The 17,453-nt window shown below is 71.9% G+C and carries 16 protein-coding genes; 8 read left to right on the plus strand and 8 right to left on the minus strand.

The features are described from left to right. Positions 1 to 267: 267 nt before the first annotated feature. From OHA61_RS24860 to OHA61_RS24875, 4 genes are read right to left on the minus strand one after another with little or no spacing between them, the layout of a single operon-like run. Positions 268 to 1,605 (minus strand): AAA domain-containing protein, encoded by a 1,338-nt coding sequence (locus OHA61_RS24860; RefSeq protein ID WP_324980263.1) that lies wholly within the window; start codon positions 1,603 to 1,605, stop codon positions 268 to 270. Continuing rightward, positions 1,602 to 3,215: a hypothetical protein gene (locus OHA61_RS24865; RefSeq protein ID WP_406304883.1), complete on the minus strand. Its 1,614-nt coding sequence runs from the start codon at positions 3,213 to 3,215 to the stop codon at positions 1,602 to 1,604. The genes OHA61_RS24860 and OHA61_RS24865 overlap by 4 nt, the downstream gene beginning before the upstream one ends. Beyond that, positions 3,206 to 4,327 carry a hypothetical protein gene (locus OHA61_RS24870; protein WP_406304884.1) on the minus strand — a complete coding sequence of 374 codons (1,122 nt, stop codon included), beginning with the start codon at positions 4,325 to 4,327 and terminating at the stop codon, positions 3,206 to 3,208. The genes OHA61_RS24865 and OHA61_RS24870 overlap by 10 nt, the downstream gene beginning before the upstream one ends. Further along, complete coding sequence (locus OHA61_RS24875; protein WP_406304885.1) at positions 4,257 to 5,135, minus strand: phosphatase PAP2 family protein; 879 nt, start codon at positions 5,133 to 5,135, stop codon at positions 4,257 to 4,259. The genes OHA61_RS24870 and OHA61_RS24875 overlap by 71 nt, the downstream gene beginning before the upstream one ends. A gap of 197 nt (positions 5,136 to 5,332) precedes the next feature. Between OHA61_RS24875 and OHA61_RS24880 the strand changes: the two genes are divergently transcribed. After that, positions 5,333 to 5,920: a histidine phosphatase family protein gene (locus OHA61_RS24880; protein WP_406304886.1), complete on the plus strand. Its 588-nt coding sequence runs from the start codon at positions 5,333 to 5,335 to the stop codon at positions 5,918 to 5,920. Positions 5,921 to 6,082: 162 nt separating this feature from the next. Here the strand turns inward: OHA61_RS24880 and OHA61_RS24885 are convergent, their stop codons facing one another. Next, complete coding sequence (locus tag OHA61_RS24885) at positions 6,083 to 7,453, minus strand: tetratricopeptide repeat protein (protein WP_406304888.1); 1,371 nt, start codon at positions 7,451 to 7,453, stop codon at positions 6,083 to 6,085. A 239-nt stretch (positions 7,454 to 7,692) separates the two neighbouring features. Between OHA61_RS24885 and OHA61_RS24890 the strand changes: the two genes are divergently transcribed. Together OHA61_RS24890 and OHA61_RS24895 are read left to right on the plus strand one after the other, a co-directional pair. Beyond that, the gene (locus tag OHA61_RS24890; protein WP_406304889.1) at positions 7,693 to 8,181 is read left to right on the plus strand and encodes a hypothetical protein; all 489 of its coding nucleotides are present in this window, start codon (positions 7,693 to 7,695) and stop codon (positions 8,179 to 8,181) included. 33 nt (positions 8,182 to 8,214) lie between these two features. Then, a complete protein-coding gene (locus OHA61_RS24895; RefSeq protein ID WP_406304890.1) occupies positions 8,215 to 9,090 on the plus strand; it encodes a spermidine synthase in 876 nt (291 codons plus the stop codon). Between the two features lie 2 nt (positions 9,091 to 9,092). On the opposite strand, the gene OHA61_RS24900 is transcribed toward OHA61_RS24895, so the two are convergent. Then, a complete protein-coding gene (locus OHA61_RS24900) occupies positions 9,093 to 9,641 on the minus strand; it encodes a hypothetical protein (protein ID WP_406304891.1) in 549 nt (182 codons plus the stop codon). Between the two features lie 104 nt (positions 9,642 to 9,745). Here OHA61_RS24900 and OHA61_RS24905 point away from each other — a divergent pair, with 104 nt between their 5' ends. The 5 genes from OHA61_RS24905 to OHA61_RS24925 all read left to right on the plus strand — a co-directional run bounded on the left by OHA61_RS24905 (position 9,746) and on the right by OHA61_RS24925 (position 15,049). Then, positions 9,746 to 10,462 carry a response regulator transcription factor gene (locus tag OHA61_RS24905; protein WP_361918246.1) on the plus strand — a complete coding sequence of 239 codons (717 nt, stop codon included), beginning with the start codon at positions 9,746 to 9,748 and terminating at the stop codon, positions 10,460 to 10,462. Next, the gene (locus tag OHA61_RS24910; protein ID WP_406304892.1) at positions 10,459 to 11,868 is read left to right on the plus strand and encodes a sensor histidine kinase; all 1,410 of its coding nucleotides are present in this window, start codon (positions 10,459 to 10,461) and stop codon (positions 11,866 to 11,868) included. Before OHA61_RS24905 ends, OHA61_RS24910 begins: the two co-directional genes overlap by 4 nt. Positions 11,869 to 12,002: 134 nt before the next feature. After that, complete coding sequence (locus OHA61_RS24915) at positions 12,003 to 13,493, plus strand: cellulose binding domain-containing protein (RefSeq protein ID WP_406304893.1); 1,491 nt, start codon at positions 12,003 to 12,005, stop codon at positions 13,491 to 13,493. Positions 13,494 to 13,660: 167 nt separating this feature from the next. Further along, positions 13,661 to 14,068, plus strand: coding sequence for an ATP-binding protein (locus OHA61_RS24920; RefSeq protein ID WP_266476145.1), 408 nt, complete (start codon positions 13,661 to 13,663; stop codon positions 14,066 to 14,068). A gap of 156 nt (positions 14,069 to 14,224) precedes the next feature. Beyond that, the gene (locus OHA61_RS24925) at positions 14,225 to 15,049 is read left to right on the plus strand and encodes a trypsin-like serine peptidase (RefSeq protein WP_406304894.1); all 825 of its coding nucleotides are present in this window, start codon (positions 14,225 to 14,227) and stop codon (positions 15,047 to 15,049) included. A gap of 27 nt (positions 15,050 to 15,076) precedes the next feature. Here OHA61_RS24925 and OHA61_RS24930 read toward each other — a convergent pair whose 3' ends face one another. Together OHA61_RS24930 and OHA61_RS24935 are read right to left on the minus strand one after the other, a co-directional pair. Further along, a complete protein-coding gene (locus OHA61_RS24930; protein WP_406304895.1) occupies positions 15,077 to 16,492 on the minus strand; it encodes a GH1 family beta-glucosidase in 1,416 nt (471 codons plus the stop codon). A gap of 44 nt (positions 16,493 to 16,536) precedes the next feature. Beyond that, positions 16,537 to 17,352 (minus strand): carbohydrate ABC transporter permease, encoded by an 816-nt coding sequence (locus OHA61_RS24935; RefSeq protein WP_406307452.1) that lies wholly within the window; start codon positions 17,350 to 17,352, stop codon positions 16,537 to 16,539. Positions 17,353 to 17,453 lie beyond the last annotated feature (101 nt).

Raw genomic sequence — 17,453 nt, forward strand, 5'->3', positions numbered from 1 at the left:
CGCACAGGTTCGGCCCCGTCCCGGCCGCCCCCCATTGACCTTGTTCTTTGATCTGTTCCCCGGCCGCTCTCTGCCCATGGCCGTCTTCTATTGTCGCGGCCCGCGCAAGGCCGCCTACGGAGCCCAGCTCACGCGGTGTTCCGCCATGTGAGCGAGGACCGCGTGGTTGGCCCCCCAGCCGTCGGGGGCTGTATCCATTGGCCGCCTCCGGCGGCGTGCCGGACTCCGTCCGGCGTTCGGGGGCGCGAGCCGTCCGCTGTTGCGGGTTCACGGGCGCCAGGTGACGCGGTGGTTCGACCAGTGTTCCCATGTGGACTGCATCGCCTCCCAGCCGTCGGGGAATTTGACCGTGACGCCCAGCTGGACCGGCTCCGTCGAGGGATGTTCGTCCAGGAGGTCGCTCACGCCCGCGCGGCACACCACGATGCACGCGTGCCGGTGGCGCGACGCCAGCACGCACAGCCTGCCCGTCTCCAGGTGGAACGCCGTCGCGTCAGGTCGGCCCGACAGCGGGTGCAGCACGACCGTGACATCGAACTCCCGGCCCTGCAGACGGTTGGCCGTGTCCACCGTGACATCCGCGACGCCCACCTGAGCCAGCGCCGCCCGTACCGCCGCCGCCTGGTCGCGATGGGCCGTGCCGACCGCGATCCGGTCGGCGGTCACCGGGACCGGGTCCGGGGAGCGCTCGGAGACGGCCGCGCCGCCGCGGTCCAGCAGCCGGCGGACGACCAGGGCCACGGCCCGTACCGCCTCCGGGTCCGTACGGGGCGTGTGCCGGGCGGGCAGCTCCAGCAGGCCCCAGCCCGACTCGGCCGCCTCGTCCAGCACCCGGTCGGGGCCCGAGCCGTCCGACGCCACCCCGAAGGCCAGGCGCCGCTCCGACTCGCCCGTGCCGCTGCGGAAGGGCGTGTACGGATAGAACGCGTCGGAGACCAGCGGCGCGGCCGACGCCGGGAGCCGCCACGACACCGGCAGCCGGTGCTGCGGCAGCTCCGGATTGTGGGCGAGCAGCGTGGAGACCGCACTCGCGGACGGGTCGTAGGAGAGCCCGGCCCACTGGTCCGCGGCGACGATCGAGAACGGGTCCAGCTGACCTGGGTCGCCCACGAACAGCGCCCGCTCGAAGAGCCCGGCGACGGCGAGCAGCGCGTCGGAGCGCATCTGGTAGGCCTCGTCGACGATGGCGTGCCGCCAGGGCTCGACGCCCTGGACATGTGCCCACTTCGCGGCGGTCGAGATGACGATCTCCAGGCCCGCGAGGTCGCCCGCCTTCGCGGACTTGCGGACGTTGTCCAGTTCGTCGAGCGCCTTGTCGTACGGGTCGGGGTCATTGCTGTGCAGGCGCCCGACCGGCAGCTCTGGCTCCTTCTCGGCGAGCCGCAGGACCAGGTCGTCCACCTGGGCGTTGGTCTGCGCGATGACCATCAACGGCCGTCCGGCCGCGGCCAGTTCACGCGCGGCGTTCACGACGAGGGTGGACTTGCCCGCGCCGGGCGGTGAGTCCACGACGACGCCGCGGTGGGCGCCGTCCAGTGTGTCGGCGAGGATCGCGCCGGTGGCCCGCGCGGCCTCGGCGGCCGGATCGAAGGCGTGCGCCGTCACAGGAGATCCTCCGCAGTCACCGGGTCCGGGCTCTCCGCGGCCGTGCCCGGGGGCCCGCCGTGCGTCCACGGGGTCTCCTCCGGGTCCGGCAGCTTCGGGCCACCCCGCTGGTCGTGCTCGAACAGGGTCCAGGCGATCCGCTCGCCCTTGTCCGGTACGGAGCCTTCCGCGGGGTCCCTGGAACGGCCCATGCGGTCGGTGAGCCGCAGCACCAGCGTCCCGTCCGCCTCGTGGCGTACGAACTCGGCCGTCTGCGGCTTACCGCCCAGCGAGCGGTACACCTTCGCACGCTCGCCCAGATACGGCCGGTCGTCCGTACGGACCGTGAGCAGCGGGCGGGGGCTCGGCCGCTTCGAGTCGGACCAGGCCATCACGACCTCGGTCACCTCGCCCAGGAACGCCTCGCCCGCCAGCCTGCGTCCGGCCAGCACCAGCGGGTCGTCCAGCGCCTCCTGCGCCTCCAGCTGGGCCTGAGCCGTCTCCCGGGAGGCGAGCTTCTGCGCGGCGGTCACCGCGTCGTCGCGTCGTGGCTGCGGCGGCTCGCCCGCGCGGACGCGGTCGCGGTGCCCGGTGAACGACCAGCGGTCCCGCGTCCAGCGGTCGGCCGCCCGGGAGCCCTCCGGCAGCGCGCGCAGCAGCTCCAGGCTGCGCCACACGGCGTGCCAGGTGGGCTTCAGCTGGGTCAGCAGGAGGCGGCGGATCTCCCGCTCGGCGAGGGTGAGTTCACCCAGCCGGGCATCCGCCTCGGTGCCGTCCTGGGCCGCCCCGAGCGCCTGGCGTGCCCGGTCGTACCGCTCGACCGCGGGAGCCAGCAGTCTGTTGTCGAAGGCCGGGTCGGTGGCCGGACCGGCGGGCGGGCACAGCAGCTGGCCCCGGGCGTCCCGGGCGAGCTCCGCCCGCAGGGCCGCATCCGCCCCCGACTCGCCTGGAGGTGGGGGTCCCCCCGGCGAAGCCAGGGGGCGGTCGATCCAGGCGAGCAGCGCACCGAGGTGCTGGTCCTCCAGCGAGGACTGACCGGTCGCCCAGTGCCGCCCCAGGAGATCGGTCGCGGCGAGCAGCAGCGAGGAGCCGGGCACCCGGGCCCGCTCGCCGTAGTGCGTCAGCCAGCGGCCGAGCAGCGGGACGCGCGGCGGCGCGGGATAGGGCGTGTCGGGGTCCTGCTCAGCCGTACGCCGAAAGCGCATCGAGCGGCCCAGCAGCCGTACGAAGTCGATGCCCGCCCGGCCCGGCACGATCAACTGCGGTGCGTCCGCGCACAGTTCGACCTCGACCTTGACCCGCTTACCGGTCTCGGGATCGCTCTCGCTGCGCTCGGCGGGCTCCACGTCGTCGGCGTACGCGTCCAGGTGCGGCAGTACGGCGTCGGCGAGCTCGGCGAGAAAGGCGAAGCGCAGATCGCGGTCGCGCGGCTGTGCCACGACCAGCAGCCGCGGCTCCTGCTCGTCGGTGCCGACCAGCGCGCCCAGCGGTGCCCCCGCCTCACCGGCCGTCGTCAGCGGTACGAGAACCAGCGGGCGCTCGGACAGATGCCGGTGACGCACCGTCGCGAGCGCAGTGGCCCGGCCCGACTCCACGGCCTCCAGCCGGGCGAGGGTGGAGATCAGCGACATCCGGCCGCCTCCAGTGCTTCGGCCCGTAGAGCGGCGGCCCGGCGCAGGGCGGCGACCGCCGGGTCGTCCGGATCGCCTGCCGTGCCCCGGGCCGCGGACAGGACGTCGCCGATGGTCGTCAGACCGCCGAGCTCGCCGCGCACCCCGCGCCCCAGCGCCTCCACCGCACCGGCGTCGCGGGCCCGGTCACGGCAGTGGAAGGCCAGCTCGCAGGCGGCCAGGCACTCGGGGGCGTACGCGGCCGACACCGACTCGACCGCTGCCGTCAGCTCTTCGGCCGGGCGCTCCACATCGAAGGTCGTGCCCTCGGGCAGGGCCTCGGCGATGTCCTCGATCCGGGTCAGCCTGGCCAGTTGACGCCGGGTGACCGACAGCTGCTTGCGTACGTCGACGACGGACGCGGTCGGCAGATTGGAGAAGTCCTTGGGGCAGACCAGCAGGACCGAATGAGCCACCTGCGCCCCGCCCGTCACCGCCGCCACCCGCTCCAGCGCCAGTACGTACACCGCGGCCTGGCGCGCGGCCGCGCCCACCTTCGCCGCGTCCGCCGAGGCGTCGATCATCGGGAAGGACTTGATCTCGACGACCGTCCACGTCCCGTCCGGGTGGACGACCACCGCGTCCGGCTCCAGATAGGCGGGGGAGCCCGCGACCTCCAGCGCCAGCATGGGGTGGTCGAGCAGTGTCCACGCCTTCTCGGCGGTCGCCTCGCGCAGCGCGAGAGCCGTGCGCGCGGCCCGGCCCTCGGGCCCGGCGGCCGACAGTTCGGGCACCCGGACCTCGGCCGGGGTGTCCACGCCGAGGAGCCGCGTCAGCTCCTTGCCGCCGTCGGCCTTGACCTTCGCCTCGAAGGCGTTGCCGCGCATGAAAGCGAACTGGGACTGGCCGAACGCCGCCGGGGATCCCAGTGCGGAGGCGAGCGCCGCCTTGTCCACCCCGGCACCGTCCAGCAGAGCACGCCGCTTGCAGCCGGGGTTGGCCGCGAGGGCGGCCAGCGCGCGGGCGTCGAGCGGATGGGGCTGGGCGGCGGGACCGCGCAGCTCAGCGAGCCGCTGCCGTAGTGCTGTCGTCGGCGCCTGCGGAGGTGGTCCGCTGTCCAGGGATTCGCTCACCCGCGGAAGTCTCGCATCCGGCACTGACAATCGGGGACTGCGAGGCGGAAGGGGCGGTCGACAGGCGGGTGCGCACACGGTCGGCGAGACGCAGCGCGGGCCTGGTCAGCAGGGCGCCGACGCCCATCACGGCGCATCCGGCGACAGCGTCGAGGAAGTAGTGGTTGGCCGTGCCCATCACCACCAGCGTGGTGAGCAGCGGGTAGGCGACACCGAGTGCCTTCATCAGCGGCGTACGCCCGTGGCGCCACAGCATCACGCCGCACCACAGCGCCCAGCCGACGTGCAGACTCGGCATCGCGGCGTACTGGTTGGTCATCGCGCCCATGCCGCGCGGGGCGCTCGCCTGGCCGCCCCACCAGCCGTACGAGCTGTACTGCGCCATCGTGTCGACGAAGCCCTGGCCCGCGTCGAGGAGCCGCGGCGGGCAGGTCGGAACAAGCGTGAAGCCGACGAGGCCGAGAAGCGTGGAGAGCATCAGCCAGGTGCGGGCGGCCCGGTAGCGGGCGGGGCGTCGGCGGAAGAGCCAGACCAGGACGACCGGGGTGACCAGGTAGTGCAGCGAGGCGTACGCGAAGTCGGCGGGTATGCCGAGCGCGGGGGTGTGAGTGAAGAGGCGGTTGAGCGGGTGTTCGGCGTTGAGGAGGAGTGCCTTCTCGGCCCGGAGTATCGCCATGCCGTGGTCGACCGCGGTGTTCACATCGCCGCGCGCGAGCAGCCGGCCGGCCGAGTAGGCGGCGTAGACCACGGCGAGCAGCGTGAGTTCGGTCCACCAGCGGGGCCGATGGCGGGTCGCGGTGTACGGCATCCGAACGTTTCTCCCGTTTGTGTTCAGGCGGCCATCGGCCAACCGCTCAACCGTACGGCGTATGAGAAAGTGCTCGGGCGTCGGGTCCCGGCCTCTGGAGGACGCTGAGATCCTCCCGGAGGTTGCCTTGCGTTCAGGTGCGAGATGATGGGACGACACCGCTCGTGAACCGCTCGCGAACCTCAGGAGAGCCCCTCATGGCACCGCGCATCCTGCTCGCCCGGCACGGCCAGACCGAGTGGTCGCGGCTCGGCAGGCACACCGGCCGGACGGACATCCCCCTGCTCGAAGAGGGCAGGCGCGGGGCAAAACTTCTCGGTGAGCGACTGCACCGCGCACCGTGGTCGGGCCTGGAGTCCGTCGAGGTCCGCACGAGCCCGCTGGTGCGGGCGAGCGAGACCTGCGCGCTGGCGGGGTTCGCGGAACGGGCGACCGAGTGGGACGCGCTCATGGAGTGGGACTACGGGGGCCTGACCGCGGGGGCGATCTGGGCGGACCGCCCGGACTGGTTCATCTGGCGCGACGGCGTCCCCGAGGGCGAGACCCTGGCCGAACTCGGCGCCCGCGCGGACAAGGTGGTCGAGTGGGCGCGCTCTGCGGACCGCGACGTCCTGGTCTTCGCCCACGGCCACATCCTGCGCGTCCTGGGCGCGCGGTGGCTGGGCATGGACCCGTCGTTCGCGGCGAGAATCCGACTGGACCCGACGTCGCTGTCGGTACTGGGGTGGGCGTACGGGGAGCCGGCGCTGGACCGCTGGAACGACACGGGGCACATGGAGCTGTGACGGGTCCGCGGCGCGGTTGAGGGTGCCGCTGCGCGGGGCTGAAAGGTGCGGCCCTGCCGCACATTCAGCCCCGCCGGCGTTTGAGGCGCGGGGTCCGGGGCGGAGCCCCAGTTCGGGAAGGGGCGGGTAGGGGAACAGGCCCGCCGCAGGCGCACCCCCCGCCTACACCCCCCGCCCCGCCTCCCCCACCCGGTCCAGGAACACCCCCACGTCCCCCGCCCTGCGCTGCCCCCGCAGCACCCGCGCCGTGTCCGACAGCATCGACTGGATGCGCGTCGACCGGACCTCCTCCAGCAGGTCCAGCACCTGCTGCCCCGCCCGCGCCGCCTCGGCCGGTGCGCCCGCGTGGGCCAGGTTCAGGGCCAGTTCCGCCTGGTACAGCGCCAGGTTGCGGGTGAAGCGGCGGTCCTGGAGGGACGCCGCCCGGCGGGCGTGGCGGGCCGCCCGGGACCATTCGCCGAGGGCCGACCAGCACTGGGCCTGCAGTGCCTCCAGTTCCGGTTCGCCGAAGAAGGACATCCACTCGGGGTCCGCGTCCGCCGCGCCCCGGTCGAAGTACCCGTGCGCCCGCACCAGGGACTTCTCGCAGGCGCCGCGGTCCCCCATCCCCGCCCAGCCCCCCGCCTCCCGCAGCGAGAGCAGGGAGAGCAGCCGCGCCGAGGCCAACCGGTGTGCCGCCCGCTGGCCGGCCTGGGCCGAGCGCACGGCCTCCCGGTACCGGCCCGCGTCCCGGGCCAGGAACGACGTATTGCAGAAGGCGTGCGCCTCGAGTGCCCCGTCGCCCGCCACGCGCGCGGTCGCCAGCGCCTCCGCGTAGTGCGAGCGCGCATCGTCGAAGCGGCCCGAGTCGTGTGCCAGCCAGCCCACGGAGATGGCGAGTTCACCCGCACCCGAGTGCAGCCGGTCCGCCGTCGAGCGCCGTGCCGCCGTGCCCGCGTCGAGCAGCGCGTACGCCGCCCGCAGCGGCTGTGCGGCCTGCCGGTAGAGCCCGTCCGCGCCGTGCCGGTCGTCGAGCAGCCGGATCCGCCGTACGGCCTCCTCGACGGCGTTGACCTCAGCCTCGCCGACCCGGCGTTGGTTGGGCACAAGACCGAGTCCGAGCCCGAGGGACGCGGCCGCCACCGTGGTGGTGCCGCTCGTCATGAATGCGCGACGCAGCACGTCGCTCTCCTCGTCGATGTCGCTGTCAATGTCGAAGGGGCAGCAGGGATGCGCCGGTTCGGGCCCCCGGCGTCGTGCGACCCGGCCGCCCCGCACGCGTTCCCGCGCCGTGAAGCCGAGATCCGTCAGCGTCAGACCGGGGAACATGTGCAGGAACACCCGCTCGTACGCGTAGTTCGGACAGCGGATCTCGCCGGCCTCGACCCGCCCGATGTAGCGGGCGTCGCACGAGACCTGTTCGCCGATCTCCCGAGCGGCCTTGCGCACCGCCGCCGCGAACTCTCCCGCCGAGCGCTGCCCGCGCAGTCTGCGGAAGGCGAGATTGGGAACTGCCTGTAATCCCTGCCCTGATGCCTGTGACGACGACGCCATGGCGGAGCCCTCTCTTGGTGCACCGTGTTCCGGCGGAGCAAGAACGTACCTTCTGTGACGAGCCGCACACACAAGGTTTGCCTACAAAAGGGATATCTCCCCCTCGATCTGCCATGAACTGCCATCCTTTGCGGCGGCGTGCCGCCGTAGCCCTTGACGCGTACAAGCGTTGAACCTCTTGGAGGCGCGGTACGTGTCTCCACTCGAGCGAGGAGGGGATCCCCTTGTTGGAGGTCGGCATGGAGACCAGCGCCCTTGGCGGCTCAGGCACGACTGCGACGACAGCTCGCCACAGACCAACCCCGGACAGCAGCGCACCACCTCACGGCGCACCGGCCCACACCCCGCGGCCGGTCGAATCCACCGAATCCATCGCGTCCAACGAGCCCTGCGACCTGGTGACCGTCCCCGCCCGCCAAGGGCTCGAGGCGGTCGACATCCTGCGTCGCGGTGCCGCCCCGGCCGTCGCCCCCGTACTGCACGACGGCGCCTGCGACACCCTCGGCTTCCTGGTGCCGCCGGGCACCGCCGACGGCTGGGACATGCCGGGCAGCGCCTGTACGCAGACCGCGGGACGCGGTCTGCGCCTCCCCGAGGAGCCCCCGGTCACCGGCTCCGGCTGGCTGCTTCCGCCGGACGGCACGGACCCGGTCACCGACCCGGTGGTGCTGCGCGAGGCGCTCGGCGAGGCGGCCCGGCTGATCGAGGCGGCCGACAACTGCAGCTGAGCCGCGTATCGGCTCTGCGCCGATAATGGGTTGGTGGCAAGGAACAAGCGGCGCAGCCGCACGGGCGGGGCAGGCGGCCCCGAACCTGTCGTCGAGCAGGTCGACGGCGGGCTCGCCGAGCTGATACCCGACCGTGAGCGGCCCCGTGGCTGGACGCTGCTCATCGACGGAGCCCCGCAGTCCCATGTCGACCTCGACGACCCGGTCCATCTCTCCTTCGAGTACCAGCGTCGCCTCGGCCATGTCATCGACCTCGCCGCCCCGCCCGGCCGCCCCCTCCAAGCCGTTCATCTCGGCGGCGGCGCTTTCACTCTCGCCCGCTACATCGCGGCGACCCGCCCCCGCTCCACACAGCAGATCGTGGAGCTGGACGCCCTTCTGGTCCAACTGGTCCGCAGGCAGCTCCCGTTGGACCCCGGCGCGCGGATACGCGTCCGGTCCATCGACGCCCGCGCCGGGCTCGGCAAAGTCCCGGACGGCTGGGCGGACCTGGTGATCGCCGATGTCTTCAGCGGCGCCCGCACACCCGCGCATCTGACCAGTACGGAATTCCTCGGCGAGGTGCGCAGGGTCCTCGCGCCGGGCGGGTTCTACGCCGCCAACCTCGCCGACGGGCCGCCGCTGGCGCATCTGCGCGCCCAGGTCGCCACGGCCGCGGTGGTCTTCCCCGAGCTCGCGCTCGCCGCCGACCCGACGGTGCTGCGCGGGCGCCGCTTCGGCAATGCGGTGCTGCTCGCCTCGGACGTCCCGCTGCCCGTCGCGGAACTGACCCGCCGCGTGGCGACAGACCCGCACGCCGGCCGGGTCGAACACGGAAAGGCGCTGGACGACTTCACGGGCGGCGCGCCCGCGGTGACGGACCAGAGCGCGAAGCCGTCACCGACCCCGCCGCCCGACGCCTTCCGGTAACGCTAACGCTCGTCGAACTGCACCATCGGCGGATGGCCGTTCCAGGTGCAGAAGACCGAGCTCTCATGGCCGTCGCGGGTGAACGTCACGCGGATCCACTCCGGTTGCTTCCAGACCTGCATCTGCCAGCCCGCGTCCGGAGTCGCCGACACCAACTCGGCCCAGGTCTTGGCGATGTCGAAGACGACCCGGCCGCCGTCGACGGTGTAGCCCTTCACGTTCCCCGGCGCCGGCGGCGACGAAGGGGGCTGCGAGTACGGCGGCTTGGTCTCGCCCGCCTGCCCGGCCGAAGCAGTGGCCGACGGTTTGCTGCTCTTGTCCGTTGTGGCCGGTTTCGACGCGGTAGGGCTCGGCGGCCGCTGCGTGCTGGAGGCCTGCGGTCTCGCGCCCTGCGTCGTCGCCGCGTCCGCGCTGATGGGCAGCGCGCGCGGACGGTCGTACGCGGTACCGGACATGACGGTATGGACGCCCCACCAGGAGAGCGTGACTGCGGCTCCGGTGGACAGCGACCACGCCAGGGCATGTACGAGTCCTCGATGCATCCGGGCCATACTGCACCACGCGCCCCACGTCTGTCCCGGCCAGGGTCTGGCGGGGACTCCCGCAGTGACATCGGCCGCTCCCGCCGCGGGCCGGATGGCGTACGGTGCCGCCCATGGCAAGTGTGCTCGTCGTCGAGGACGACCAGTTCGTGCGCTCCGCCCTCATCCGGCACTTGACCGAGGCCTCCCACACCGTGAGGAGCGTCGGCACGGCCCTGGAGGCGCTGCGCGAGGTGGCCCATTTCCGTTTCGACGTGGTCATCCTCGACCTCGGTCTGCCGGACCTGGACGGGTCGGAGGCGCTGAAAATGCTGCGCGGTATCACCGACGTACCGGTGATCATCGCCACCGCGCGGGACGACGAGACGGAGATCGTCCGGCTGCTCAACGACGGCGCCGACGACTACCTCATCAAACCCTTCTCGGTGGAGCATCTGTCCGCGCGGATGGCCGCCGTGCTGCGCCGCTCGCGGGCCGCCGCCGGAGAGGCTCCGCCCTCGCGCGTCATCCAGGTCGGCGGGCTCTCCATCGACCCGCTGCGCCGCCAGGCCGAGTTGGACGGGGCGGCACTGGACCTGACCCGCCGCGAGTTCGACCTGCTGGCCTTTCTCGCCGGGCGGCCCGGCGTCGTCGTACCGCGCAAGGAACTGCTCGCCGAGGTGTGGCAGCAGAGTTACGGCGACGACCAGACCATCGACGTCCATCTGAGCTGGCTGCGGCGCAAGCTCGGGGAGACGGCGGCGAGGCCCCGCTATCTGCACACCCTGCGGGGTGTCGGTGTGAAGCTCGAACCTCCGAACGGACAGCGGCCGAACGGACACATGCCATGAGATGGGCGCTGGTCAAGGTCTCCCTCGCCGTCACGGCGATGGTCGTGCTCGCCTTCGCCGTCCCGCTGGGCATCGTCATCAAGGAGATGGCCAGGGACCGTGCCTTCTCCAACGCCGAGCGACAGGCCGCCGCCATCGGCCCGACCCTCTCCATCACCGCCGACCGCGATCCGCTGGAACGCGCGGTCCTGTCCACCCAGGCCGGTTCGGCCGGGCGGATGGCCGTGCACATACCGGCCTCCGGTGAGCCCGGCAGCAAGCCCGTGGACATCGGCACCCGCCGAGCCGCCCAGAAGGACCTGCTCACCACGCAGCGCCTCGGCCGCGCCTCCATCACCGAGGTCACCGGCGGCTCCGCGCTGCTCCAGCCCACGGCGATCAGCACCGGCCAGATCGCCGTCGTCGAGGTCTTCGTGCCCGACGGCGAGGTGTCCAACGGCGTCGACACGGCCTGGCTGGTGCTCGCGGGCGTCGGTCTGGCGCTGGTCGTCGGCTCGGTCGCGGTCGCCGACCGGCTCGGTATACGGATGGTGCAGCCCGCCCAGCGGCTCGCGGGTGCCGCGCACGACCTCGGCGAGGGCAAGCTCGGGGCGCGCGTCCCCGAGGAGGGCCCGACCGAACTGCGTTCCGCCGCGGTCGCCTTCAACTCCATGGCCGACCAGGTGGTCCAACTGCTCGCCAACGAACGCGAACTGGCAGCCGACCTCTCGCACCGGCTGCGTACACCGCTCACCGTGCTGCGCCTCAACGCCGCCTCGCTCGGCGAAGGACCCGCCGCCGACCAGACCAGGGCCGCCGTCGAGCAGCTCGAGCGCGAGGTCGACACGATCATCCGCACCGCCCGCGAGGCCAAGCCGCAGACCATGGCGGCCGGCCCCGGCGCGGGCTGCGACGCCGCCGAAGTCGTCCGGCAGCGGATGGACTTCTGGTCGGCGCTGGCGGAGGACGAGGGCCGCAAGGTGCGGGTCGCGGGCGTCGACCGTCCCGTACGGATCCCGGTCGCCCGCCCCGAACTGGCCGCCGCGCTCGACGCGCTGCTCGGCAATGTCTTCCGGCACACCCCGGAGGGCACGGCCTTCTCGGTCGACGTCCACAACGGCGAGGACGCGGTCATCGTGCTGGTCTCGGACGCGGGCCCGGGCATCACCGACCCGGAGGCGGCCATGGCCCGCGGCAACAGCGGGCACAGGGACGGCTCGACCGGGCTCGGGCTGGACATCGTGCGCCGGGTGGCGGAGTCCACGGGCGGGGACGTACGGATCGGCAGCTCGGTGCTCGGCGGCACGGAGGTACGGATCTGGATCGGCCTCGACCCGCGCGAAGGCGGGGGCCCGGTGCGCGGCCGCGGCCACCGCGGAACGGTTCGTCGACGCAGGCGGACGAGGGGAACTGGTCTCTACCATTAATCGCCTCCCATGCCTTCCTTAAGGCCGCCCTAAGAAGTGCAACCCCCGCCCCGAACTGGTCATTTGTCCGTTTCCGTCTCGCTAGCGTGCTGCCTCACCACCCCCCACCCCCGTAACGCAGAGGCAGGCACGCAATGGGCAGCAGTACGCACCGGCGCAGGGCGAGCGTCAGGACCAAGGCGGTCGGCGCCGTCGTCGCCGCCGCGGTGATCGGCGGCGCGGCATTCGCCCTCACGGGCACCGCGCAGGCCGCGTCCATCGGCGCCGCGTACACCAAGACCAGCTCCTGGACCGGCGGTTACACCGGCCAGTACGTCATCACCAATGACACCGACACGGCGCAGACGGACTGGACGCTCGAATTCGATCTGCCCACGGGCACCACGATCAGCTCGCTGTGGAACGGCGAGCACACGGTCAGCGGCCGGCACGTCACCGTGAAGCCCGCGAGCTGGAACAAGCGGCTCGCGCCCGGCGCCTCGGTCACCGTCGGCTTCGTCACCGCCGCGAGCACCACCGCGACCGCGGGCGACCCGACCTCCTGTCTCATCAACAAGGTCAAGTGCTCGGTGGACGACGGCGCGACCCCGCAGCCCAGCGGCCGTCCCACCGAGCAGCCCAAGCCGACGCCCACCCCGACGGCGAGCGCCACCCCCACCAAGCCCCCGACCTCGGCACCGACGCCTACGCCTACGCCGAAGCCCACGCCCACCGAGACACCCGGCGGCGGCACCGGCGCGCGATTCGCGCCGTACGTCGACACCTCGCTCTACCCGGCATACGACCTGGTGGACACCGCGACCAAGACCGGGGTCAAGGAGTTCAACCTCGCCTTCATCACCTCCGGCGGCAGCTGCGCGCCCCTCTGGGGCGGTGTCACCGACCTCGGCAGCGACCAGGTGGCCTCCCAGATAGGCGCGCTGCGCGCCAAGGGCGGCGACGTCCGCGTCTCCTTCGGCGGTGCCGCGGGCTCCGAGCTGGGCCTGCGCTGCTCCTCCGCCGACGAGCTCGCGAAGGCGTACGGCAAGGTGATCGACGCGTACAAGCTCACCAAGGTCGACTTCGACATCGAGGGCGCCGCCCTGCCGGACACCGCCGCCAACTCCCGCCGCTCGCAGGCGATCGCGCAGCTCCAGAAGTCCCACCCGGGCCTGGACGTGTCCTTCACACTGCCCGTGATGCCCGAGGGACTGACCCAGCCCGGCGTGGATCTGGTCGCCGACGCCAAGAAGAACGGCGTCAAGGTCAGCGCGGTCAACATCATGGCGATGGACTACGGGCCCGCCTACAGCGGCGACATGGGCCAGTACGCCATCCAGGCGGCGACCGCGACCCAGGCGCAGATCAAGGGCGTGCTCGGTCTGTCGGACGCGGCCGCGTGGAAGGCCGTCGCCGTCACGCCGATGATCGGCGTCAACGACGTCGCGACCGAGATCTTCAAGGTCGACGACGCCACGCAGCTGGTCGAGTTCGCGAAGTCGAAGGGCATCGGCTGGCTCGCGATGTGGTCGTCGGCGCGTGACAAGCAGTGCGCGGGCGGCGCGAAGCCGTCGGCGGACGCGACGTGCTCCTCGATCGTCCAGGAGCCGCTGGCCTTCACGAAGGCCTTCGGCGCCTTCAAGTAACCCCTACGAGAACGTCGGCGCCCCCCACCCGCGCGCCCCGGCCGGACCACCCCCCATCCGGCCGGGGCGCGCTTTCATGCGCCATTGAGTGATTCATCGCCCCACCCCGTACTGAACAGTGGCGAACGAGGGTCACAGGCACCGCATTCCCCACCTGGAGGCGCCCCATGGAGGATCCCCCGACCGGCGATGTCTCGCTGGTCTTCCCGCCCGACCCCTTGTGGGTCCGTGCGGCACGCGAAACCGTACGGACGCTCCTCGGCGCGACCCGGCGGACCGAACTGATGGACACCGCGGTCCTGCTCACCTCCGAGGCTGTGACGAATGCGATCAACGCCTGCGTCCTCAAGGGCTGCACCGCCCCGGTGACCCTCTTCGCCGGCTGGACCGACGCCCACCGCCTGCGCATCCTCGTCCACGACGAGGCGCCCGGGGTTCCGGCCTGTCAGACGCCCGCGGAGGAGGACGAGAGCGGTCGCGGCATGCAGCTGATCTCGTACGGCGCCGACGCGTGGGGTGTCTGCAGCCACGGCCCGGGCCGAGGCAAGGCGACCTGGTTCGAACTGACCCACTGAGTCCGGTGGTTGATCATCCACGGGAAGGACAGAGTGTTGCGCCCACGTGGGTTGCCCTTTCTCGCGCTCATCCTCTGCGCGGGAGCCCTCGGAGCCGGTACGCGCCAGGCCCCGCCCCCGGCCCCGACCACAGACGGGTACTGGACGGCGCAGCGCATGGCCGATGCCGTACCGGTCGACTCCGCCTCAGGCACGTCCCGTGTGGGACCGGCCGCGCCGGGCGGGATCAAGAAGGGGGAGTACTTCGGCGGACTGCCGATGGTCGGCACCTTCTTCTACGACGGCAGGCCGCTCGGCGGAGAGGTGACCTCCTGCACCGGCAGCGTCGTCCACAGCGCTACCAAGGATCTCGTCCTCACCGCGGCCCACTGCGCGGGCGGCCTCAAGCGATCCACGCACAGCGTCTTCGTACCGCAGTACCGCCACGGAGCCCCCGCCGCCCGCCAGCCCAGTGGCATCTTCGAGGTGCGGCGGGTCTTCGTCGACCCGCGCTACGAGCACAACACCAAGAAGCCCGTCTCCGACCTGGACTTCGCCTTCGTACGCCTCGCCCCCAACAGCAGGGGCAGGGCCGAGGACGTCACCGGCTCCCTCACCCTCACCCTCACCCGGGCGGCCGGCTACCGCCACAAGGCCACAGTGATCGGCTATCCGAGCGGCGAGGACGTCAACAAGAAGCACCAGGCGCTCCGTTGCGATGTCACCACCTCGCGCCTCACCGGCCTGCGGCAGATGCGGATGACGTGCGCCGGCTTCCACGGCGGGGTGTCCGGCGGTCCCTGGATCACGGACTACGACCCGGCTACCCGCACCGGCAAGGTCATCGGCAACACCGGCGGCTACAACGGCGGAGGCAACGACCAGAACGTCGACTGGATCACCTACTCGCCGGTGTACGCCAAGGACGCGCAGGCTCTGTACGAGGACGCGGTGGCGGACAGGAGCGACGCGGACATCAAGCGCCCTCCGTACCGGCGGTGAGCCCCGTGTTCAGCCCCCGGCCGTGCGTCACTCCGGAGGCTCCGGCAGCACCCCCGTCCGCGCCAGTTCCCCGTACCAGTACGCACTCGACTTGGGCGTACGGGCCAGCGTCTCGTAGTCCACGTACACCGCGCCGAAGCGCTTGCCGTACCCGTACGACCACTCGAAGTTGTCCATCAGCGACCACAGGAAATAGCCGCGCACATCCGCGCCGTCCGCGATCGCCTGCCCGACCGCGAGGAGATGGCCGTGCAGATAGCGGATGCGGTCGGGGTCGTGGACCGAACCGTCGGCGGCGGGCTTGTCGACGTACGCCGCCCCGTTCTCGGTGATCATCAGCGGCAGGCCCGGGGCCTCGCGGGTGTAGTGCAGCAACAGGTCGTAAAGCCCCGTCGGGTCGATCGACCAGCCCATCTCGGTACGGTCGCCGGGCGGCTGGTGGAAGGAGACCCCGTCCGCGCCGGGCCAGGGGGAGTGCTCGCTCGCGCCGTGGCCGTCATTGCGCTCGGCGTGATTGTCAGTGGCAGCCGATACAACTGCAGGTGCGTAGTAATTCAGTCCGAGCGAGTCCAGGGGGTGCTTGATGACTGCGAGATCGTCGCCGTGGACGAAGGACCAGTCGGTGAGGCGCGCGGTGTCCGCGAAGAGATCTTCCGGATACGTGCCCTTCAGCATCGGGTCCGTGAAGATCCGGTTCGCGAGCGCGTCGATCCGGCGGCGGGCTTCCAGGTCCTGGGGGCTCTGGCTGCTCGCCCTGACCACACTCGGATTGAGGCTGACGGAGAGCTGGGCGCCCGCGGGGAGCGCCGAGCGCAGCGCCTGGGCCGCCAGGCCGTGGCCGAGGTTGAGATGGTGGGCGGCCCGCAGGGCGGCGACAGGATCGGTGCGGCCCGGGGCGTGCACACCGGAGCCGTATCCCAGAAAGGCGCTGCACCAGGGCTCGTTGAGGGTGGTCCACATATCCACGCGATCGCCGAGGGCGTCGGCGACGATCCGCGCGTAGTCGGCGAAGCGGTGCGCGGTGTCCCGCTCGGGCCAGCCGCCCGCCGTCTCCAGCTCCTGGGGAAGATCCCAGTGGTAGAGGGTGAGCACGGGACGTATGCCGCGCTCGATTAGATCGTCGACGAGGCCGCGGTAGAAGTCGAGGCCGCGCTGGACGGCGGGCCCGCGGCCGGTGGGCTGCACGCGCGGCCAGGAGACCGAGAAGCGGTAGGCGTTGACGCCGAGGTCCGCCATCAGCGCGACGTCCTCGGCGCGGCGGTGGAAGTGGTCGACGGCCGTGTCCCCGGTGTCACCGCCCTCCACCTTGCCCGGCGTATGGCTGAAGGTGTCCCAGATCGACGGCGTGCGGCCGCCTTCGCGTACGGCGCCCTCGATCTGGTACGCGGCGGTGGCGGTGCCCCACAGGAAGGCGGGCGGGAAGGTCATGGGCGCGTCGGACATGGGTGCTCCCAACATGTGTGTAGGTACGGGAATGTGAGGAGGCGTCAGCCCTTGACGGCGCCCTGCATGATGCCGCCGACGATGTGTTTCCCGAAGAGGACGAAGGCGATCAGCAGAGGCAACGTGCCCAGCAGCGCGCCCGCCATGATCACGGACTGGTCGGGGATGAAGCCGCGGCCGAGCCCGGTCAGCGCGACCTGCACGGTGGGGCTGCCGTTCTGGGTCAGCGCGATGATCGGCCAGAAGAAGTCGTTCCAGGCCATGACGAAGGTCAGCATTCCCAGCACGGCCATCGCGGGCCGCGCGGCGGGGAAGACGACATGCCACACCACGCGCCAACTGCTGGCGCCGTCCACGCGCGCCGCCTCGATCAGCTCGGTGGGCAGTGCCTCGATGAGGTACTGCCGCATGAAGAACACGCCGAAGGCGCTGACCAGGGTGGGCAGGATGACGGCTTGCAGCTGGTCGGTCCAGGACAGCTCGGCGATCAGCATGTACAGCGGTACGACGCTGAGTTGCGGCGGCACCATCATCGTGCCGATCACCAGCAGGAGCAGGAGGTTCTTGAAGCGGAAGCGGAGTTTGGCGAAGGCGAAGCCGGCGAGCGTGGAGAAGACGACGGTCCCGGCCGCGATCGACCCCGCGACGATCGTGGTGTTGAGCAGGGCGGCGCCCATGTTGGCATCGGTCCAGGCGAACTGGAGGTTCTTGAAGAGATTGCCGCCGAACCAGAAGGGCGGGGGAGTCTGCGCGAGCCGGGTGTTGTTGCGGGAGGCGGCGATGGCCGTCCACACGAGGGGGAAGAGGGAGCCGATGGTGAAAACGATCAGTACGGCATAGGTGATCCGGCCACCGTGCAGGTGGCGTCCGGCGCGCTTGGCGCCGCGGCTGCCTTTGGCACCTGTGGTTCGGCCGGCGCCTTGGGCGCGTGCGGCGCGGCCCTTGGCCCGCTCGGTGCTCA

This window comes from Streptomyces sp. NBC_00885, from assembly GCF_045207475.1.
Classification (GTDB): domain Bacteria; phylum Actinomycetota; class Actinomycetes; order Streptomycetales; family Streptomycetaceae; genus Streptomyces.